13 protein-coding genes are annotated in these 16,719 nt (G+C 68.6%); 3 read left to right on the forward strand and 10 right to left on the reverse strand.

Annotated features, from left to right (window positions below; genetic code table 11):
* Positions 1 to 2: 2 nt before the first annotated feature.
* The 6 genes from PSV23_RS15170 to radA form a co-directional block, all read right to left on the reverse strand.
* Positions 3 to 572, reverse strand: coding sequence for an ATP-binding protein (locus tag PSV23_RS15170; RefSeq protein WP_300470600.1), 570 nt, complete (start codon positions 570 to 572; stop codon positions 3 to 5).
* Positions 573 to 591: 19 nt separating this feature from the next.
* On the reverse strand, positions 592 to 1,344 hold the full coding sequence (locus tag PSV23_RS15175) for an SDR family NAD(P)-dependent oxidoreductase (protein ID WP_300470603.1): 753 nt from the start codon (positions 1,342 to 1,344) through the stop codon (positions 592 to 594).
* 37 nt (positions 1,345 to 1,381) lie between these two features.
* Entirely contained in the window at positions 1,382 to 1,726 is a 345-nt protein-coding gene (locus PSV23_RS15180) for a VOC family protein (RefSeq protein ID WP_300470606.1), read from the reverse strand.
* A 30-nt stretch (positions 1,727 to 1,756) separates the two neighbouring features.
* Positions 1,757 to 3,271, reverse strand: coding sequence for an amidophosphoribosyltransferase (gene purF, locus PSV23_RS15185; protein ID WP_300470609.1), 1,515 nt, complete (start codon positions 3,269 to 3,271; stop codon positions 1,757 to 1,759).
* Positions 3,272 to 3,298: 27 nt separating this feature from the next.
* Positions 3,299 to 3,895, reverse strand: a complete 597-nt coding sequence (locus PSV23_RS15190) for a CvpA family protein (protein ID WP_300470612.1) — start codon at positions 3,893 to 3,895, stop codon at positions 3,299 to 3,301.
* Between the two features lie 217 nt (positions 3,896 to 4,112).
* Positions 4,113 to 5,483: a DNA repair protein RadA gene (gene radA / locus PSV23_RS15195; RefSeq protein WP_300470614.1), complete on the reverse strand. Its 1,371-nt coding sequence runs from the start codon at positions 5,481 to 5,483 to the stop codon at positions 4,113 to 4,115.
* Between the two features lie 651 nt (positions 5,484 to 6,134).
* On the opposite strand from radA, the gene PSV23_RS15200 reads away from it, so the two are divergent.
* Positions 6,135 to 7,415 (forward strand): amidohydrolase family protein, encoded by a 1,281-nt coding sequence (locus PSV23_RS15200; protein WP_300470615.1) that lies wholly within the window; start codon positions 6,135 to 6,137, stop codon positions 7,413 to 7,415.
* Between the two features lie 3 nt (positions 7,416 to 7,418).
* Here PSV23_RS15200 and alr read toward each other — a convergent pair whose 3' ends face one another.
* The 4 genes from alr to PSV23_RS15220 all read right to left on the reverse strand — a co-directional run bounded on the left by alr (position 7,419) and on the right by PSV23_RS15220 (position 12,626).
* Positions 7,419 to 8,453 carry an alanine racemase gene (gene alr, locus PSV23_RS15205; RefSeq protein ID WP_300470617.1) on the reverse strand — a complete coding sequence of 345 codons (1,035 nt, stop codon included), beginning with the start codon at positions 8,451 to 8,453 and terminating at the stop codon, positions 7,419 to 7,421.
* A 45-nt stretch (positions 8,454 to 8,498) separates the two neighbouring features.
* Entirely contained in the window at positions 8,499 to 9,581 is a 1,083-nt protein-coding gene (locus PSV23_RS15210; protein ID WP_300470619.1) for a sn-glycerol-3-phosphate ABC transporter ATP-binding protein UgpC, read from the reverse strand.
* 101 nt (positions 9,582 to 9,682) lie between these two features.
* Positions 9,683 to 10,177: a cupin domain-containing protein gene (locus PSV23_RS15215; RefSeq protein ID WP_300470621.1), complete on the reverse strand. Its 495-nt coding sequence runs from the start codon at positions 10,175 to 10,177 to the stop codon at positions 9,683 to 9,685.
* Positions 10,178 to 10,406: 229 nt separating this feature from the next.
* Entirely contained in the window at positions 10,407 to 12,626 is a 2,220-nt protein-coding gene (locus PSV23_RS15220) for a DEAD/DEAH box helicase (RefSeq protein ID WP_300470624.1), read from the reverse strand.
* Between the two features lie 184 nt (positions 12,627 to 12,810).
* Here PSV23_RS15220 and PSV23_RS15225 point away from each other — a divergent pair, with 184 nt between their 5' ends.
* Complete coding sequence (locus PSV23_RS15225) at positions 12,811 to 14,835, forward strand: pre-peptidase C-terminal domain-containing protein (protein WP_300470626.1); 2,025 nt, start codon at positions 12,811 to 12,813, stop codon at positions 14,833 to 14,835.
* A 261-nt stretch (positions 14,836 to 15,096) separates the two neighbouring features.
* A complete protein-coding gene (locus tag PSV23_RS15230; RefSeq protein WP_300470627.1) occupies positions 15,097 to 16,623 on the forward strand; it encodes a site-specific integrase in 1,527 nt (508 codons plus the stop codon).
* The last annotated feature ends 96 nt before the right edge of the window (positions 16,624 to 16,719 follow it).

Here is a 16,719-nt window from a genome sequence, read left to right on the forward strand (position 1 = left end):
GATCAGGAGAGCAAATCGCGACGAAGTCTTTCGAGCAGCGTCTCATAGTTCATTGTCGCAAGTTCCCCCTGTCCGAAGATGGCTGCTGCCGTATGTCGGTTCGGGTGGGTAGCAGTGAGATCTTTTTTGATGTCGCTGATCTTGTCCGTAACGCTCCACCCAAGAATTTTCTCGAGAACTTGGTGAGGTTCAGCGGGATGGGAAATCGTACCGACACGAATGTAGGGAACGCGATCGAAATAGTACAATGGGGATGAGCCACGCTCGACCGCGATACACAGGACTGCCAATCCGTCGATTTCAAGCCACTCTAGGTCGATGAGCGGGAGGGGCGAAACATGATGGCGAACCCAAGATTCAAGCCGCTCGCCGAGCGTTGAACGTTCCGCAGTCGTCATACCAACCACTACGCCGTCGTCCGAAACACCCAAGAAGACATGACCTCCGTCTGTCGAGGCCAAGGCGGCAATCTCTTTGCAGATTGCTACCTGTCTGGTCGGAAGCGCTGCCTTGAGCTCCACGCGGAGGCCTTCCCCGCTGGTGATGAGACGAACGGCGTCATCAATGTTCATCAGCGCTCTCCTCGACGTTTTAGATCAGCGCCGCCACGCCCGGCCCGCCGCTCCACTCCCTGAACTTCACCTCCAGCGCGGGTTCCAGATCGCCGCGCGCCAGCTCGACCATCAGCGGCCCGATGGCCGACGGATGGGTGACGTCCTCCGGATCCTCGCCCGGATAGGCCTGGGCCCGCATGGCGGTGCGCATCCGGCCCGGATCCACGATCGCGACGCGCACCGGCGTGGATTCGATCTCGTCGGCCCAGCATTTGACCAGCGCCTCGGCCCCCGCCTTGGTCGCCGCATAGGCCCCCCAGAAGGCCTTGGGCGCGCTCGCCACGCTGGTGGTCACATAGACCGCCCGACCGGCGTCCGACGCCTTCAGCAGCGGCTCCAGCGACCGGATCAGGCGATAGACGGCGGTGAAATTGGTCTTCTCGACCTTGGCCCAGACGCGCGGGTCGGCGTGGCTGACCGGCGTCAGGCCCGCGGCCCCCATGGTCGCCGCCGCCTGCACCCAGACGTCCAGCCGCCCGAACCGCTCGAAGATGGCGCCGCCCAGCCGGTCGATCGCCCCGCCGTCCACCAGATCGAACGGGATCAGGGTCGCGTGCTTGCCGGTCGCTGCGAAAATGGCGTCGTCCAGCTCTTCCAGCCCGCCCTGGGTCCGCGCCGTGGCGATGACGTGCGCGCCGGCCCTGGCCAGCGCCAGGGCGGTCTCATAGCCGATGCCGCGCGAGGCCCCCACGACGAGGGCGATGCGGTCTTTGAGAGGAAGGTCGGTCATGCCGGGCCTGATAGCCCGCCCGTCGGCCCGGCGAAAGTCAGAACCCCGGCGCGGGTTGCCACAGGCTGAGGCTGACGCCCTGGTCGTCGCTTATCACGACCGAGCGCCCCGTCGAGCCGTCCGCCGGAACCGCCGCCTTGCCGCCCAGTTCGACCACCCGCTCGCACAGGGCGTCGAGGTCATCGACGCGGAAATACATATGGGGAAACTGGCCAGGCCGCTCGGCCTTGGTGAAGCCGAACGCCGGCTTGCTGCCGGCGACATGGGCGTAGGTCGGGCCCGATTCGGCCTCGTTGAACGTCCAGCCGAACAGAGCCGAATAGAAGGCGCGCGCCTTGGCGACATCGTGAGTGTCGATGGTGAAATAGCCGAGCTGGACCATGCGACGCCTCTGAAACGGACCGTAAGATCCCTAAGCGCTGACCAGCAGCGAAAGTTGCCGCGCCGCCACCTCGCGCCCGCCTTCCTCGATCTCGCGATCCAGCAGACGGGTCGGGTATTCGCCGGTGAAATAGTGATCGGTGAACTGCGGATTGTGCGGATCGCGCGGCCCGGCCTCCATGGCGTCGTACAGGCCGTCGACCGACAGGAAGCCCAGCGAGTCGACCTCGAGATAGGCCTTCATCTCCTCCAGCGTCTTGTTGGCGGCGATCAGCTGGTCTCGTTCGGGCATGTCGATGCCGTAGAAATCCGGCCACAGGATCGGCGGACTGGCCGAACGCAGATGCACCTCCGTCGCCCCGGCCGCGCGAACCGCGCGCACCAGCTTCACCGACGTCGTGCCCCGCACGATCGAATCGTCGATCAGCACCACCCGCTTGCCCTTCAGCACCGAGCCGTTGGGGCTGTGCTTCATCCGCACCCCCTTCTGCCGGGCGCCCTGGCTGGGCTGGATGAAGGTGCGGCCCAGATAGTGGCTGCGGATGATCCCCATCTCATAGGGGATGCCGCTTTCCTGGGCGTAACCCAGCGCCGCCGGCACGCCGGAGTCCGGCACCGGCACCACCACATCGGCCTCGACCGCGTGCTCGCGCGCCAGCTTCATGCCCATCCGCTTGCGGACGCCATAGACCGAGCGGCCGTTCACGACGCTGTCGGGGCGCGAGAAATAGACGTATTCGAACAGGCAGGGCCGGGCCCCGCGGGTGGGGAACGGCTTCAGCGACTTCAGCCCCTCGTGGTCGATCACGACCACCTCGCCATGCTCGACGTCGCGCTCGAAGGTGGCGCCGATGGTGTCCAGGGCGCAGGTCTCCGACGCCAGCACCCAGGCGTCGCCCAGACGGCCCAGCACCAGCGGGCGGATGCCCAGGGGGTCGCGGGCGCCGATCAGCTTCGAGCGGGTGGCGCAGACCAGGGCGTAGCCGCCCTCGATCCGGCCGATGGCGTCGATGAAGCGGTCGACGATCTTGGCCTTCCGCGACCGCGCGATCAGGTGGAGGATGACTTCCGAGTCCGACGTCGACTGGAAGATGGCGCCTTCGCCGACCAGCTGGTTCCGCAGATACAGGAAATTGGTCAGATTGCCGTTGTGGGCGATGGCGATGCCGCCCTGGTCCAGATCGGCGAACATCGGCTGGATGTTGCGCAGGAAGCTGCCGCCCGCCGTCGAATAGCGGGTGTGTCCGACGGCCGCCGTGCCCGGCAGGCGCTCGGGCAGGTCGGCCCCGCCGAAGGCCTCGCCGACCAGTCCCATGTGGCGCTCGGTGTGGAAGCGGGTGTCATGCACGCTGGCGATGCCGCAGGCTTCCTGGCCGCGATGCTGCAGGGCGTGCAGGCCCAGGGCGACAATGGCCGAGGCCGCGTCCTTGTCCGCCCCCCACACGCCGCAGACGCCGCATTCCAGGCGCGGACGGTCGTCGTCCGCGTCGCGATGGTGCGTCCGGTGAACGACCGGGGCGGCGATGGAATGCTCAAGGCGGCTCATCGTGGGGCTCCGATGAAGCGGGGAACGCTAGCGTGTGGCGGACGGGCGCGAAGTATTGTCTCTTTGGGGCGGGGGCAAGGCCTTGTCTTCGGAAAACCCTTTGCTCACGGACGAAGTCACGACCGGGGTCAGGGCATCGGCGCCCCGTCCGATGCCCGGCAGCACGATCTGGATGACCCGCGCCGCGCCTGCCGTCACCGGCCGCAGGGCCGCCTCGCTCAGCCACCGCGGCGTTTTCTCGCCCGGCATGGCGGCGACGATGACCAGATGGATGGCCCCCAGCAGCACCAGCGACCGCGCCGCGCCGACGAAGATGCCGACGATGCGGTCGACTCCGCCCAGCTGCGGATGCGCCTGCGCCCGCTTCGACAGGATGGAGCCGAACAGGCGGATGCCGAAATAGATCAGAAGGAAGGAAAACACGGCCGCCGCGATGGTCCCCATCCAGTCCGGATTGACCAGGGCGCGTCCCAGCGGCGCCGTCAGCGGCAGGGCGACCAGGGCGATGAACGCCGCCAGCACGAAGCTTAGCAGGGTTATGATCTCGCGCGTACCCCCGCGCACCCAGCCGGCCGCGGCGGAGGCGAGGATGACCAGAATGGCGATAACGTCGAAACCGGTCATGCGGGCGCGGGGCTCTCGCTATCGCGGGCCGATATCCCCCACGCCGTCACCCTCGGGCTTGACCCGAGGGTCGGATTGTCCGTCCGCTCGTTCAAGGCCCGGTGGCCCCGCCATCCCGGCAAACCCGGCCGCGACTGGAGACGCCCAACGTCCGACCCTCGGGTCAAGCCCGAGGGTGACGGTCGAGAAAAACGCGGGAGGGAACGGATCACGACCCTCAATAGCGGTTTTGCGAGATTCGTTCGACCGCTTCGGTCAATCGCGTCACCGACGTCACCTTGACCCCCTTGTCCTTGACGGTCAGCGGCGGCGTCAGGGCCTGATTGAAGCCCAGCTTCTGCGCCTCGCGCAGCCGCGCCTCGGCCCGGCCCACGGCCCGGACCTCGCCCGACAGGCTGATCTCCCCGAACACGACGCAGCCCTGGGGCAGGGGGGTGTCGGTCGCCGAACTGATCAGCGCCGCCGCCGCCGCCAGATCCGCCGCCGGCTCATTGATTCGCAGGCCGCCCGCCACGTTCAGATAGACGTCCTGATCCCCGAACCCGAAGCCACACCGGGCCTCCAGCACCGCCAGCACCATGGCCAGTCGCCCGGTGTCCCAGCCGACCACGGCCCGGCGCGGCGTGCCATAGGCCGACTTCGACACCAGCGCCTGCATCTCGACCAGCACCGGCCGCGACCCCTCGATGCCCGCGAACACCGCGGCGCCCGGCGCCCGGTCCCGGCCCTCGCCGAGGAACAGGGCCGACGGATTGGCCACCTCGCGCAGACCCGCGTCGCCCATTTCGAACACGCCGATCTCGTCGGTGGCGCCGAAGCGGTTCTTGCCCGCCCTCAGGATGCGGAACGGATAGCCGCGCTCGCCCTCGAAGCTCAGCACCGCGTCGACCATGTGCTCGACCACGCGCGGCCCCGCGACCTGGCCGTCCTTGGTGACATGGCCGACCAGCACAACCGCCACCCCCTGCGACTTGGCCAGCCGCACCATCTCGCCCGCGCAGGCCCGCACCTGGGTCACCGAGCCGGGTCCCGCCTCATGAGCATCGGACCACAGGGTCTGGATCGAATCGACGATGACGATGTCGAATTTCTCGCGCTTCAGCGTCCCCAGGATGTCCCGCAACGCCGTCGCCGAAGCCAGCTCCACGGGGGCCTTCTCAAGCCCCATCCGCTTCGCCCGCGCCCGGATCTGCTCGACCGCCTCCTCGCCCGAGATATAGGCCACCCGCCGCCCCGACAGGGCCGCGCGGCCGGCCACGTCCAGCAGCAGGGTCGACTTGCCCACGCCCGGATCGCCGCTCAGCAGGATCGCCGAACCCGGCACCACCCCGCCGCCGCAGACCCGGTCGAACTCGGCCACGCCGGTGATGATGCGCGGCGGCTCGGGCGTCTCGGACTGCAGCCCCTCGAACTGCACCCCCCGTCCGCGCCCGGCCGCGCTCGTGGCCGGCTTCATCGCCCCCGGCGGCGCCGCGCGGCTCTCCTCGACGATCGAGTTCCACTGCCCGCACGCCCCGCACTGCCCGGCCCACTTGCCGTGCACCGCCCCGCAGGACTGACAAACATGGATCGCACCGTCTCTGGCCATGCGTCCGGCTTACAGGAGTCGCACGCGGTCGGGCAGGGGGCTCCCGCTGGGGTACGTCCGAAACTGACGTAGGAGCCGCCCTTCCGTCTCCTCCCCACGCAGTGGGGAGGGGGACCGCCCGCGCGACTCAGCGCGGGTGGTGGAGGGGGCGACTCGGTGTGAAGGGATCAGCGATCCACGGACCCCCGCCGGCGGCGTCCCCTCCGTCTCGTCGGCTCCGCCTCCGATCCACCTTCCATCTGCGATGGGGAGGAGACAGCGCCGCCGACGATGAGGACTCTCGCCCCCTCCAACCCGAGACTCTCGAGACATTTTTCTCGCCCATCCCGCCCCTTCATCCCGGTTCCAATCAACCCCGAAACCGCCTGCGTCCGCTTCTGACGCACGGCCATGCATAATGGTTCAAATCCCCACGGGGACGGATCTTTGACAGCACCCAGCCTCGCCCGGAGCCGCCTCAGGCCCCGGCGTCCGCTTCCCCGGCGACCCGGTCGTCCAGCCCTTTTGTCACGACGATTTTTTCTTGTGACGATCGGGACTCCCGCCCCCGGATTCGCCCGCCCGGCGGCGAACTTGCGCTCGCGTACACACGCCTGTTGCTCCCGCCGCCCCCGCCATGCCAGCTTCACGCCCACAGGGGAGACCATCACCATGCTGCACCGTCTGGCCGCCGCCGCCATCGCACTCACGCTCGGCCTCGCCGCGCCCGCACAGGCGGACACGCTTGTCGTGACCGCCGCCCGCATGGTCGATGTCGAGCGCGGCCGTTATGTCGACAATCCCGTCGTCGTCGTCACCGACGGCCGGATCACCGCCGTCGGAACCGCCGTCCCCGCCGGCCTGCCCGCCGACGTCCGCCGCCTCGACCTGCCGGGCCTGACCCTGCTGCCTGGCCTGATCGACATGCACGTCCACCTGGCCGGCACCCCCTATGTCTCGGGCTTCAAGGTGCTGGAGTACGCCGACGATTTCGAGACGGTGCTCCAGGTCCCCAACGCCCGCGCCAATCTGATGGCCGGCTTCACCACGGTGCGGAATCTGGGCGGCCCCGACTTCGCCGACGTCGCCCTGCGTCAGGCCATCGACGCCGGCTTCATAGAGGGGCCGCGGGTCATCCCCACCGGCGTCTCGTTCGGCGCCACCGGCGGCCACTGCGACCACACCGGCCTGCCGCGCTCCATGGCCCAGGCCAATGACTACAACGCAGACAGCGTCGACGCGGCCCGTCACAGCGTCCGCGAGGTGCGCAAATACGGCGCCCAGGTGATCAAGGTCTGCGCCACCGGCGGCGTCTTCTCGCGCAACACCGAGCCGGGCCAGCAGCAGATGACCCTGGCCGAACTGACCGCTGTCGCCGACGAGGCGCATATGTGGGGCCTCAAGGTCGCGGCCCACGCCCACGGCGCCTCGGGCATCGCCGACGCCATCCGCGCCGGTATCGACACCATCGAACACGCCTCGCTGATCGACGCCGAGGGCATCCGTCTGGCGGTCCAGCGCGGGACCTGGCTGTCGATGGACATCTACAACACCGACTTCACCCAGGCCACCGGCACCGAGTTCGGCGTCACCGAGGACAACCTCCGCAAGGACCGCGAGATCGGTCAGCTGCAGCGCGACAATTTCCGCGCCGCCCACCGCGCCGGGGCCCGGATGGTGTTCGGCAGCGACGCCGCCATCTATCCCCACGGCCAGAACGCGCGCCAGTTCGCCGTCATGGTCGAATATGGCATGACCCCGGCCGAGGCGATCCGCGCCGCCACCTGGAACGCCGCCCAGGCCCTCGGCCGTGAAGCCGACGTCGGCGCCATCGCCGCCGGCCGCTACGGCGATCTGATCGCCGTCTCGGGCGATCCGCTGGCCGATGTGCGGATGCTGGAAACCGTTCCCGTGGTCATCAAGGGCGGGGCGGTGGTCCGGGACGCGCGCTGACCCTCAAACGTGGACGCGCGGAACCCGCGCGGTGACCGAGGTCAGCAGCTCATAGGCGATCGTCCTCGCCGCGCCCGCCGCGTCGTCCAGCATCCGGCTCGCGCCGAACAGCTCGACCCGGTCGCCGACGGCGACATCCAGCCCGGTGACGTCGACGGCGCAGACATCCATCGACACCCGCCCCACGATCGGCCGCAGCTGACCCGCGACGGAAACCAGTCCCTTCGGACTGTAGGCCCGCAGCACGCCGTCGGCGTAACCCGCGGCGCAGGTCGCGATCCGCGTCGGCCGGCTCGCGACGAAGCCGCGCGAATAGCCGACGCTCTCGCCCGCCGGGACCTCGCGCACCTGCAACACCTCGGCGGACAGGGTCGCCACGGGCCGGATGCGATCGTCGGGCCGTCCCTCCGGCCCGCCGCCGTACAGGCAGATGCCAGGCCGCAAGGCGTCGAAGGCATAGTCCGGCCCCAGAAAGGCCCCGCCGGAATTCGCGAACGATCGCACCGTCGCCGGATACCGGGTCGCCGCCGCCGCGAAGGCGTCCCGCTGCCGCGCGTTCATGGGCTCGGCCGGATCGTCGGCGCAGGCCAGATGGCTCAGCACCAGATCCAGCCCCTCGAAAGGCTCCGGCGCATCCTCGACGCGGAACCCCAGCCGGTTCATCCCGGTGTCGATCTGCAGGCCGCAGGGCCCGCCTCCAGCGTCCCGCCATTCGGCCAGTTGCGCCCCGGTGTTCAGCACCGGCTTCAGCTCCGCAGCCCGCAACCGCGGCGCCCGTCCGGTCAGGCATCCATCCAGCACATAGATCGCGACGTCGGCGCCCAGCGCCGCGCGCAGCCGCTCGCCCTCGCCGGTGCGGGCCACGAAGAAGGTCCGCGCGCCCTCGGCCATCAGCCGCTTTGCGCACGCGGCGGCGCCCAGTCCATAGCTGTCGGCCTTGACCACCGGATGCACGGGCGCGCCGCCGGCCGCTTCCAGCGTGTGGAAGTTCGCGGCGAGCGCGTTCAGGTCGATGGTCAGCGTGGCCGGTGCGGGCATTCCGCCATCTATGGCGACCCGCTTGTGCGATGCAACACGCGCAGCCTACCGCCGCGCGAAAGCCTCGCCGCCCGCGTCGAACAGATGCGCCTGATCGGCCGGGACTTTCAGGCTCAGCGTCTCGCCCGCCGCGGGCCGCGCGTCGCCGGGCGCCAGCACCGTCACCGGCGTCTCCCCGGCGGTCAGATAGGCGTAGGTCGCATGGCCCAGCGTCTCGACGAAGGTCACGTCGGCGCGGATCGCATCGCCCTTGCCCGCCGTGGTCAGATGTTCGGGCCGCACGCCCAGAGTGACCTTGTCACCCGCCTTCGCCCGCGCCGCATTGACCGCGACCGTCAGGATTTCGCCCGCCGCCGTCCGCACCGTCGCGCCGGTCGCGCCTGCGGTGACGATCTCGGCCGGCAGCAGGTTCATCTTCGGACTGCCGATGAACTCGGCCACGAACAGGTTGCGGGGCCGCTCGTACAGCTCCATCGGCTTGCCGACCTGCTCGATGCGACCGGCGTTCAGCACCACGATCCGGTCCGCCAGGGTCATGGCCTCGACCTGGTCGTGGGTGACATAGACCATGGTCGTCTTCAGCCGCTCATGCAGGCTGGCGAACTCATAGCGCATCCGCACCCGCAGGGCGGCGTCCAGGTTGGACAGTGGCTCATCGAACAGGAAGACCTGCGGCTCGCGCACGATGGCCCGGCCGATGGCGACGCGCTGGCGCTGGCCGCCCGACAGGGCCTTCGGCTTGCGGTCCAGATAGTCGGTTATGTTCAGCGTTCCGGCCGCGCCGCGCACCCGCCGGTCGATTTCGGCCTTGTCGGCCTTCGCCAGCTTCAGCCCGAACGCCATGTTCTCGTAGACGCTCATGTGCGGATAGAGGGCGTAGGACTGGAACACCATGGCGATGCCGCGGTCGGACGGGCCGAGGTCGTTCACGACCTTGCCGCCGATGGCGATGTCGCCGCCGGTCGCCTCTTCCAGGCCGGCGATAGTCCTGAGCAGGGTGGACTTGCCGCACCCCGACGGTCCGACGAAGACCACGAACTCGCCGTCCGCGATCTCCAGATCGATGCCCTTGAGCACCTCGGTGGTCCCGAAGCTCTTGGTCACGCCGGTCAGCCGGACGTCCGCCATATGTTTCCTGCCCGCAGCTTCTTGCTTTGCGGTCACCGTAAACGGTTACAGGCAACGCGCAATCTTCCCGAACGACCGCGTAAGCCGGCCAATCGCTCAGATCATCTCGCGCGAACGGTGTGCCAGCTGTGTCGGGACTGGATGGCGGCCCGCTCCTCAGGGCTTATCGGCGTGACCGGTTCTCCCTCCAGCACCGAGTTCTCCCGCATCAATTCCTCGAAGCCCGGCTTCGAGAAGATGAAGGCGATTCCCAGCGGCTCGGACCCGGTATTCATCAGGCCGATCCTTACGTTGCGCGGGATATAGACGGTGCCGCCCGCGCTGACCGTCGCCTCGCGATCACCCAGCGTCACCCGGCCGCTTCCCTTGTGAACGAAGATGATCTCGTCGGCGATCAGGTGGCTGTGGGCGGGGATTTCCTGGCCCGGCCCGAGTTCCTCGTATCCCATCACGAGGTCGGAGGATTCGCCATTGCGGCGGTCGACCTTGATGATGAACGGATCGGGCAATCCCGGCTCCCCCGCGGCCTTGGGTCGTCGCACCCGCCGCTCGCCTTCACCGGCCTGGAGGATCAGCCCCTGGAGCGGGGCGCCCACGGCCTCGGCCGGGGGACGCGGAACCATTCCCGATGGAGAACACGACCAAACCGCCAGCATCGCCAGGCAGGCGACCCCGATCCTTGCGCCACGGCGATGCATCTGGAACCCCCCAGGGAGGCGACGAGCCGGTTCGGCGCGGCGCCCTCCCGAACCGGGACCATATGCCGGTCCGACGTCCTGGCAACCCCGATGGGCCGATTCAAGCCGAGGCGGGCGACCGTTGTCGCTAGCGGGGCGTCTTGCCCTTGTACGGCGCCCTGGCCTCAGCGGGCTTGCCGCGCGCGTCCTTGGCCGCCCACGGACGGTCGCCGCCCTTGGGCTTGCCCTTCCACGGCTTGTCGCCGGCGGCGGCCGGAGCGGCCTCGGCGTCGGAGCGCGGGGTCCAGGGCGTCTTGCCCTCGACCGGGGGCTTCTTCACCCACGGCTTCTTGCCCTCGGGCGTCGGATCGTTCGGGGTGCGCTTGACCCAGGGCTTCTTGCCTTCGGCGGCGGGCGCGGCGGCGTCCTCGCGCTTCACCCACGGCTTCTTCTCAGCCTGCGGACGGTCCTCGCGGGCCTTCCAGGCGGGCTTTTCGCCGGTCTCCTCGCGCTTGACCCAGGGCTTCTTGCCTTCAGCCGCCGGCGCTGTGTCGTCGCGTTTGACCCAAGGCTTCTTGGCGCCCTCGGGCCGGTCCTCGCGCGGCTTCCAGGCCGGCTTGTCGCTACCTTCCTCGCGCTTGGTCCACGGCTTGCGCTCGGGACGGTCGCCGGTCGGACGGTCGCCCGCGGGCTTCTTGTCCCAGCGGCTGACGGGCTTCTCCGACGGGCCGGGAGCCACGGCGGGATCGATCTTGACGCCTTCCTCGAGGCCCAGGGCGATGGCGGCCTCGAACTTGGCCTTCATCTCCTGGGTGATCTCGAACTTGGTCTCGCGCTCGAAGATCTTGATCGAACCGATGTCGCGCTTGGTCACATGGCCCAGCCGGCAGATGGTCGGCATCAGCCATTTCGGATCGGCGTTCTTGTCGCGGCCGATGTTGATCCGGTACCAGGTCATGTCGCCGCCGCGGGCGAAGTCCGTGTACGGAACGTCGGGCTGGCCCTTGTCGTTCTTGCCGGTGGCCTGCTGGCGCTTCATCCGTTCGTCGTCGAAGACGTCTTCCGGCGCCGGCAGCTTCTGCTGGTACAGGCGGATCAGGGCGGCCGCGACCTGTTCCGGCGTGCTGGTCTCCAGCAGCTTCCGGCCCAGGGCCAGAACCTCCTCATCCTCGACCGGGGCGGTCAGGACGGGATCGGCCAGCATGCGTTTGCGGTCGTTCTCGAGGATCATCTCGGCCGAGGGCGGGCCCGACCATTCGGCGTTGATCGAGGCCGATTGCAGCATCAGCTCGACCTTGCGGCGGCGCGTATAGCTGACCAGCAGGACCGAGACGCCCTTCTTGCCGGCGCGGCCGGTGCGGCCCGAACGGTGCAGCAGGCCGGCCTTGTTGACCGGGATCTCCGCATGGATGACCAGACCCAGATCGGGCAGGTCCAGACCGCGCGCGGCGACGTCGGTGGCCACGCACACCCGTGCATGGCCATCCCGAAGCGCCTGCAGCGCTTCCGAGCGCTGGCTCTGGGTCAGTTCGCCCGACAGGCCGACCACCGAGAAGCCCCGTTCGCGCAGGCTCGAGGTCAGATGCTTCACTCGCTCGCGGGTGTTGGCGAACACCAGGGCGCCGGGCGCCTCGAAATAGCGAAGCACGTTGACGACGGCCAGTTCGACCTCGTTCGGGGCCACGCGGATGGCCTTGTATTCGATATCGGCGTGCGAGGCGTTGCCGGCGACCGTGTCGATCCGCAGCGCGTTCTTCTGATAGGTCTTGGCCAGTTGCACGATGTCGCGGGCCAGGGTCGCCGAGAACAGCAGGGTCCGACGCTCGGCCGGGGCGGCGTCGAGGATGAAGGTCAGGTCTTCCTGGAAGCCCATGTCCAGCATCTCGTCGGCCTCATCCAGCACCACGGCCTTCAGGGTCGACAGGTCCAGCGAGCCGCGCTCGACGTGATCGCGCAGACGGCCCGGCGTGCCGACGACGATGTGGCAGCCGCGGTTCAGCGCCTGGCGCTCGACCTTGGGGTCCATGCCGCCGACGCAGGAGACGATGCGGGCCCCGGTCTGGGCGTACAGCCACTGCAGTTCGTTCGAGACCTGCAGGGCCAGCTCGCGGGTCGGGGCGATGACCAGAGCCACCGGCGCGCCGAACTCGGCGAATTTCTCGGCCTCGCCCAGCAGGGTGGGAGCCAGGGCCAGACCGAAGGCGACGGTCTTGCCCGAACCGGTCTGGGCCGAGACCAGCAGGTCGCGGCCCGAGCCGTCCTCATTCGGTCCGGCGTCCAGAACGGCGGACTGGACCGGCGTCGGCTCGGCATAGCCGCGTTCGGAAAGGGCGCGATCGAGCGCGGGATGACTGGCGGGGAAAGGCATGGGCAGTCCGTAAGGCGCCAACGCGGCGCGCGCCAGTCTCGCCCCGGGGAAGGGGCGACCGGCGAAGGGCGGGGTGTTTGCGCCCGGAACAAGGCCGAAGGGTGGCCCTGCTGATTTCAGGCCCCGACGAATGACCGCTGACAGACCGTCGTTTCGCGGGCAGAGTGGGGTTTCGGGGGACCACATGCTGAAGACCATACTCGCCGCCACCACCGCGCTGACGCTCGTCTCGATGGCCGGAGCCGCCTGCGCGCAGCAGTTGACCCCGCCGCAGAGGCCGGTCGGGAGCCGGCAGGCCGCGCAACAGACGACGGCTCCGGACGCACAGGGCGCGGGCTCCCTGACCAGCGGGCGGCCCGTTCGCGGTCAATTGGCGCGGGGCGACGACACCCTGCAGAGCGGCGAATACGCCGACGAATTCACATTCCCGGTCCGGCGCGGCCAGACCTATGAGCTGACGCTCTCATCCTCGGCCTTCGATCCCTATCTGCTCGTGCGCGGTCCCGGCGGCCTCAGCGAGGACAATGACGACGATCCGGGCGCGCGCGGTTCGCACGACAGCCGGCTGCGCTTCACCGCCCCGGCCGACGGCGACGTCGAGGTGTCGGCGACCAGCTATGAACCCGGCGAGACGGGAGCCTACACCCTGACCCTGGGCGGAGCGGCTACGAGACCCGGCGGATCCCCGGCCGCGGTGGCCGCTTCGGACGGTGCGATTCGCCTCGGCCAGACCCTGGACGGGCGACTGGGAGCCGGGGACCGTCAGCTGGAGGGCGGCGAGTACATCAACAGCTATGTGTTGCGGGGGCGACGCGGACAGACCCTAGACCTCCGTCTGACCTCAACGGCCTTCGATCCCTATGTCGCCATCAGCGGCCCCGGCGATTTCTCGGCCTTCAACGACGACGATCCGGCGGTGGCCGACGGGCGCAACAGTCGGCTGGTCGTCACCCTGCCGGCCGACGGCGACTACCGCATCACCGCAACCAGCTACGCCTCGGGCGAGCAGGGCGGATACCGTCTGGCGGTGCTGGACGGCACGGGGGCCGCAATCCCCGCTCCGCCGCCGGTGCGTCCGTCCGAGCGCGCTTCGGCCAACGGCGAGATCACCCTCGGCCAAGCGGTCAGCGGTTCGCTGGACGCCGGCGACGACACCCTCGATTCGGGCGAATACGTCGACCATTTCCGCTTCACCGGCCAGCGCGGCCAGCGGGTGGCGGTGGAGCTGACGTCCTCGGCCTTCGACGCCTACACCATCCTGACCACCCCGTCGGGGGACCAGCAGGAGAACGACGACGCCCGCGACGGCGGCCACGACAGTCGGCTCGACACCGTACTGGCCGAGGACGGCGAATACGAGGTCATGGTCACGTCCTACGCCCCCGGCGAGACCGGCTCATATCGCTTCAGCGTCAGCCCCAGCCTCGGCTCGCCGCGGCAGGCCTCGGTGCAGGGCGGGGCGCGAGTGTTCGCGGTCATGGTCGGGGTGTCCGACTACGGCGGGGCTCAAAGTCCCCTCGATTTCACCGACGAGGACGCCCGCAAGCTGGCCGAGACCCTGCGCGCGGATGGCTCGCTGAACGACGCCAGCGTGGTGCTGACCAACGCCGAGGCCACGGTCGCCGGCGTGCGCCGCGCCTTCGCCCGGGTCGCGGCCCAGGCGGGGCCGCAGGACACCTTCATGTTCTTCTTCTCGGGCCACGGCGACCAGTCCGATGCGCAGGTCAGCGGGCTGGAGCCGGATGGCAAGTCCGAGTCCATCGTGCTGCGCGACGGCGAGATCAGCGATGGCGAAATGGCCGGACTGTTCGGCACATTGCGCACGCGACTGTCGCTGCTGGTGATAGACTCCTGCTTCTCGGGCGGCTTCGCGCGCAACGTCGTGGACCGGCCGGGGGTGATGGGACTGTTCAGCTCGGAGGAGGATCTGACCAGCGCCGTGGCCGACAAATTCCAGGCCGGGGGCTATCTGTCCCACTTCCTGCGCGCGGGCATGGGCGGCGAGGCCGACGGAGACGGCGACCGGCTGGTGACCGCCGGTGAGCTGTCAACCTATCTGCGTCGCCAGTTCCGGGATCAGGTCGAGAACGTCGAATCCGAAACCCAGGACGGCCAGCGCAACTATCAGAACCTCGTCGTCGACCGGGGCGGGGTGCAGGTCGACGATGTGATCGTCCGGCTGCCCGCGACGGCGGCGGGCGGGCAGTGACCGGCGTTGAGCCGAGAGGGAGAAATGGTGGATGCGACAGGGATTGAACCTGTGACCCCCTCGGTGTGAACCGCCGCCGGGCCTGTTTCAGGTTGTTTCATCGCTTTTCAGCGGACGCGTAACTCATTGAACAAGAACGATTCGCGGTTTTTCCGCATTTCAGCGGTTTTCAACGAACTTCGCGTCAAAAGGCATCAATGGCGCCCACAAATCCTGAAAATGGGGTAATGTCCCAGTGCATCTGGCACACGTGGGATCGCCATGGATCGCTCAGTACAGCTTACCACCGACCGACAGATTCTCGCTCTGCGGCCGACGAAGACCATCTACGAAAAAAAGATCACCGGCAGTCGCGGACTGAGCCTGCGCGTGCTTCCTTCCTCGACCAAGCAGTTCGAGTTTCGCTACACCAACCGTCAGGGCGCCCGGCGCCGCCTCGCCCTGGGGACCTATCCTGACCTTTCGCTGGCCGAGGCTCGCCTCAAGGCGGCCGGCGTCCGCGTCGCGGTCGCCGACGGCCACGACCCTGTCGCGGAGCGCCAGGCGGCGCGCGCCAAGGCGCTGAAGATCGAAACCCTGGACGCTTTGGCGGAGGACTATTGGGCCGCCGCGGAGGTCGGGCTGCACGGGGGACGTCGAAAGCCCAAGCGGGCGGTCACGATCGGCAATGAACGCAGCGTCTGGCGCAACCACATCACGTCCGTGTTCGGATCGCGTGACTTCTCCGGCATCAAGCGCGCCGAGATCAAGGCGTTCATGCGCACGCTCGTGGTCGACAAGAAGCTGTCGCCCGCCAGCCTGGCCTCGATCGGCGGGGTGCTGCATGCGGTCCTCGGGTTTGCGGTCATGGAGGAACGGCTCGAAGCCAATCCGGCCGTAGGACTCGCACGGCCGTTGGCGCTTACATCCCGGGAGCGGATGTTCGACGACGCACAGCTCAAGGTGCTCTGGGCCGCGGCTGGCGATGCCTCCTTGCCACGGTCGCCCGGCGACAAGACAGCCGGAATTCACGCCCGTCTGGAGCCGGCCATGGGGTTGGCCATCCAGTTGTTGATGCTCACCCTGACGCGACGCAACGAGGTGGCGGGCGCGTTGAAAAGCGAGTTCGATCTTGAGGCGGGGCTCTGGACCATTCCTTCGGCGCGAGCGAAGGCGGCGCACCGGCACGTCGTGCCATTGAGCCCGGAGAGCCTGGACGTCCTCGAGGCCGCCTTCGCTCTGGATCCACGCAGCCCGTACGTCTTCCCCTCCGATCGCGTGGAGGGTCAACACCTCGATCCTCACGCCATCACGCGCGCGTTCGCCCGCACCTGCGCGCGCCGGAAGATCGAGTCGGGATCCCCTCACGATGTTCGGCGCTCCGGCGCCACGACACTGACGGGGCGGTATGGCGTGACGCGATTCATCGTCGGGCTGGTGCTTGGTCATACCCCCAACGAAGGGGCGGCCGTGACCGGGGTTTACGACCGGCACACCTACATTCCGGAGAAGCGCGCCGCGCTGGAAACCTGGGCTCGCCACCTCACCGGAGCGTCGGCGGTCGCGGGATCGAAATCACCGGCGCGGGCAACGGCGGCAGTAGATGCCGACCTCGTCCAGACCAAGGCGCGCGCGCGGACGAACGCCGAACAGGGCGAACTCCAGAACGCGGTCCTGGTGATGTGCATGGGAGCGGCGCGGGCCTCGGAAGAGGGGAACGTCCATCTCGACATCCTGGCCCAAGCCGGAATGGAATTCGCCAGCCGGGGCGCCAAGGATCATGTCCTGCGATGGATCGACGGCTTCTGACTGAGGCCGTGTAAAAACTCGAAGGAGTCAGTTTTCGAAGCAACGTTTTTGCCCCTGCACGCAGATAACGAAGCCACGGCGGAAGCCCCGTCCGGT

It is taken from the genome of Brevundimonas sp., from assembly GCF_029946145.1.
GTDB lineage: Bacteria > Pseudomonadota > Alphaproteobacteria > Caulobacterales > Caulobacteraceae > Brevundimonas.

What these genes read in the sequence shown, in the direction of transcription:
- PSV23_RS15170 (WP_300470600.1), bottom strand. Translation starts at nt 572, where the DNA reads ATGAACATTGATGACGCCGTTCGTCTCATCACCAGCGGGGAAGGCCTC.
- PSV23_RS15175 (WP_300470603.1), bottom strand. Translation starts at nt 1,344, where the DNA reads ATGACCGACCTTCCTCTCAAAGACCGCATCGCCCTCGTCGTGGGGGCC.
- PSV23_RS15180 (WP_300470606.1), bottom strand. Translation starts at nt 1,726, where the DNA reads ATGGTCCAGCTCGGCTATTTCACCATCGACACTCACGATGTCGCCAAG.
- purF (WP_300470609.1), bottom strand. Translation starts at nt 3,271, where the DNA reads ATGAGCCGCCTTGAGCATTCCATCGCCGCCCCGGTCGTTCACCGGACG.
- PSV23_RS15190 (WP_300470612.1), bottom strand. Translation starts at nt 3,895, where the DNA reads ATGACCGGTTTCGACGTTATCGCCATTCTGGTCATCCTCGCCTCCGCC.
- radA (WP_300470614.1), bottom strand. Translation starts at nt 5,483, where the DNA reads ATGGCCAGAGACGGTGCGATCCATGTTTGTCAGTCCTGCGGGGCGGTG.
- PSV23_RS15200 (WP_300470615.1), top strand. Translation starts at nt 6,135, where the DNA reads ATGCTGCACCGTCTGGCCGCCGCCGCCATCGCACTCACGCTCGGCCTC.
- alr (WP_300470617.1), bottom strand. Translation starts at nt 8,453, where the DNA reads ATGCCCGCACCGGCCACGCTGACCATCGACCTGAACGCGCTCGCCGCG.
- PSV23_RS15210 (WP_300470619.1), bottom strand. Translation starts at nt 9,581, where the DNA reads ATGGCGGACGTCCGGCTGACCGGCGTGACCAAGAGCTTCGGGACCACC.
- PSV23_RS15220 (WP_300470624.1), bottom strand. Translation starts at nt 12,626, where the DNA reads ATGCCTTTCCCCGCCAGTCATCCCGCGCTCGATCGCGCCCTTTCCGAA.
- PSV23_RS15225 (WP_300470626.1), top strand. Translation starts at nt 12,811, where the DNA reads ATGCTGAAGACCATACTCGCCGCCACCACCGCGCTGACGCTCGTCTCG.
- PSV23_RS15230 (WP_300470627.1), top strand. Translation starts at nt 15,097, where the DNA reads ATGGATCGCTCAGTACAGCTTACCACCGACCGACAGATTCTCGCTCTG.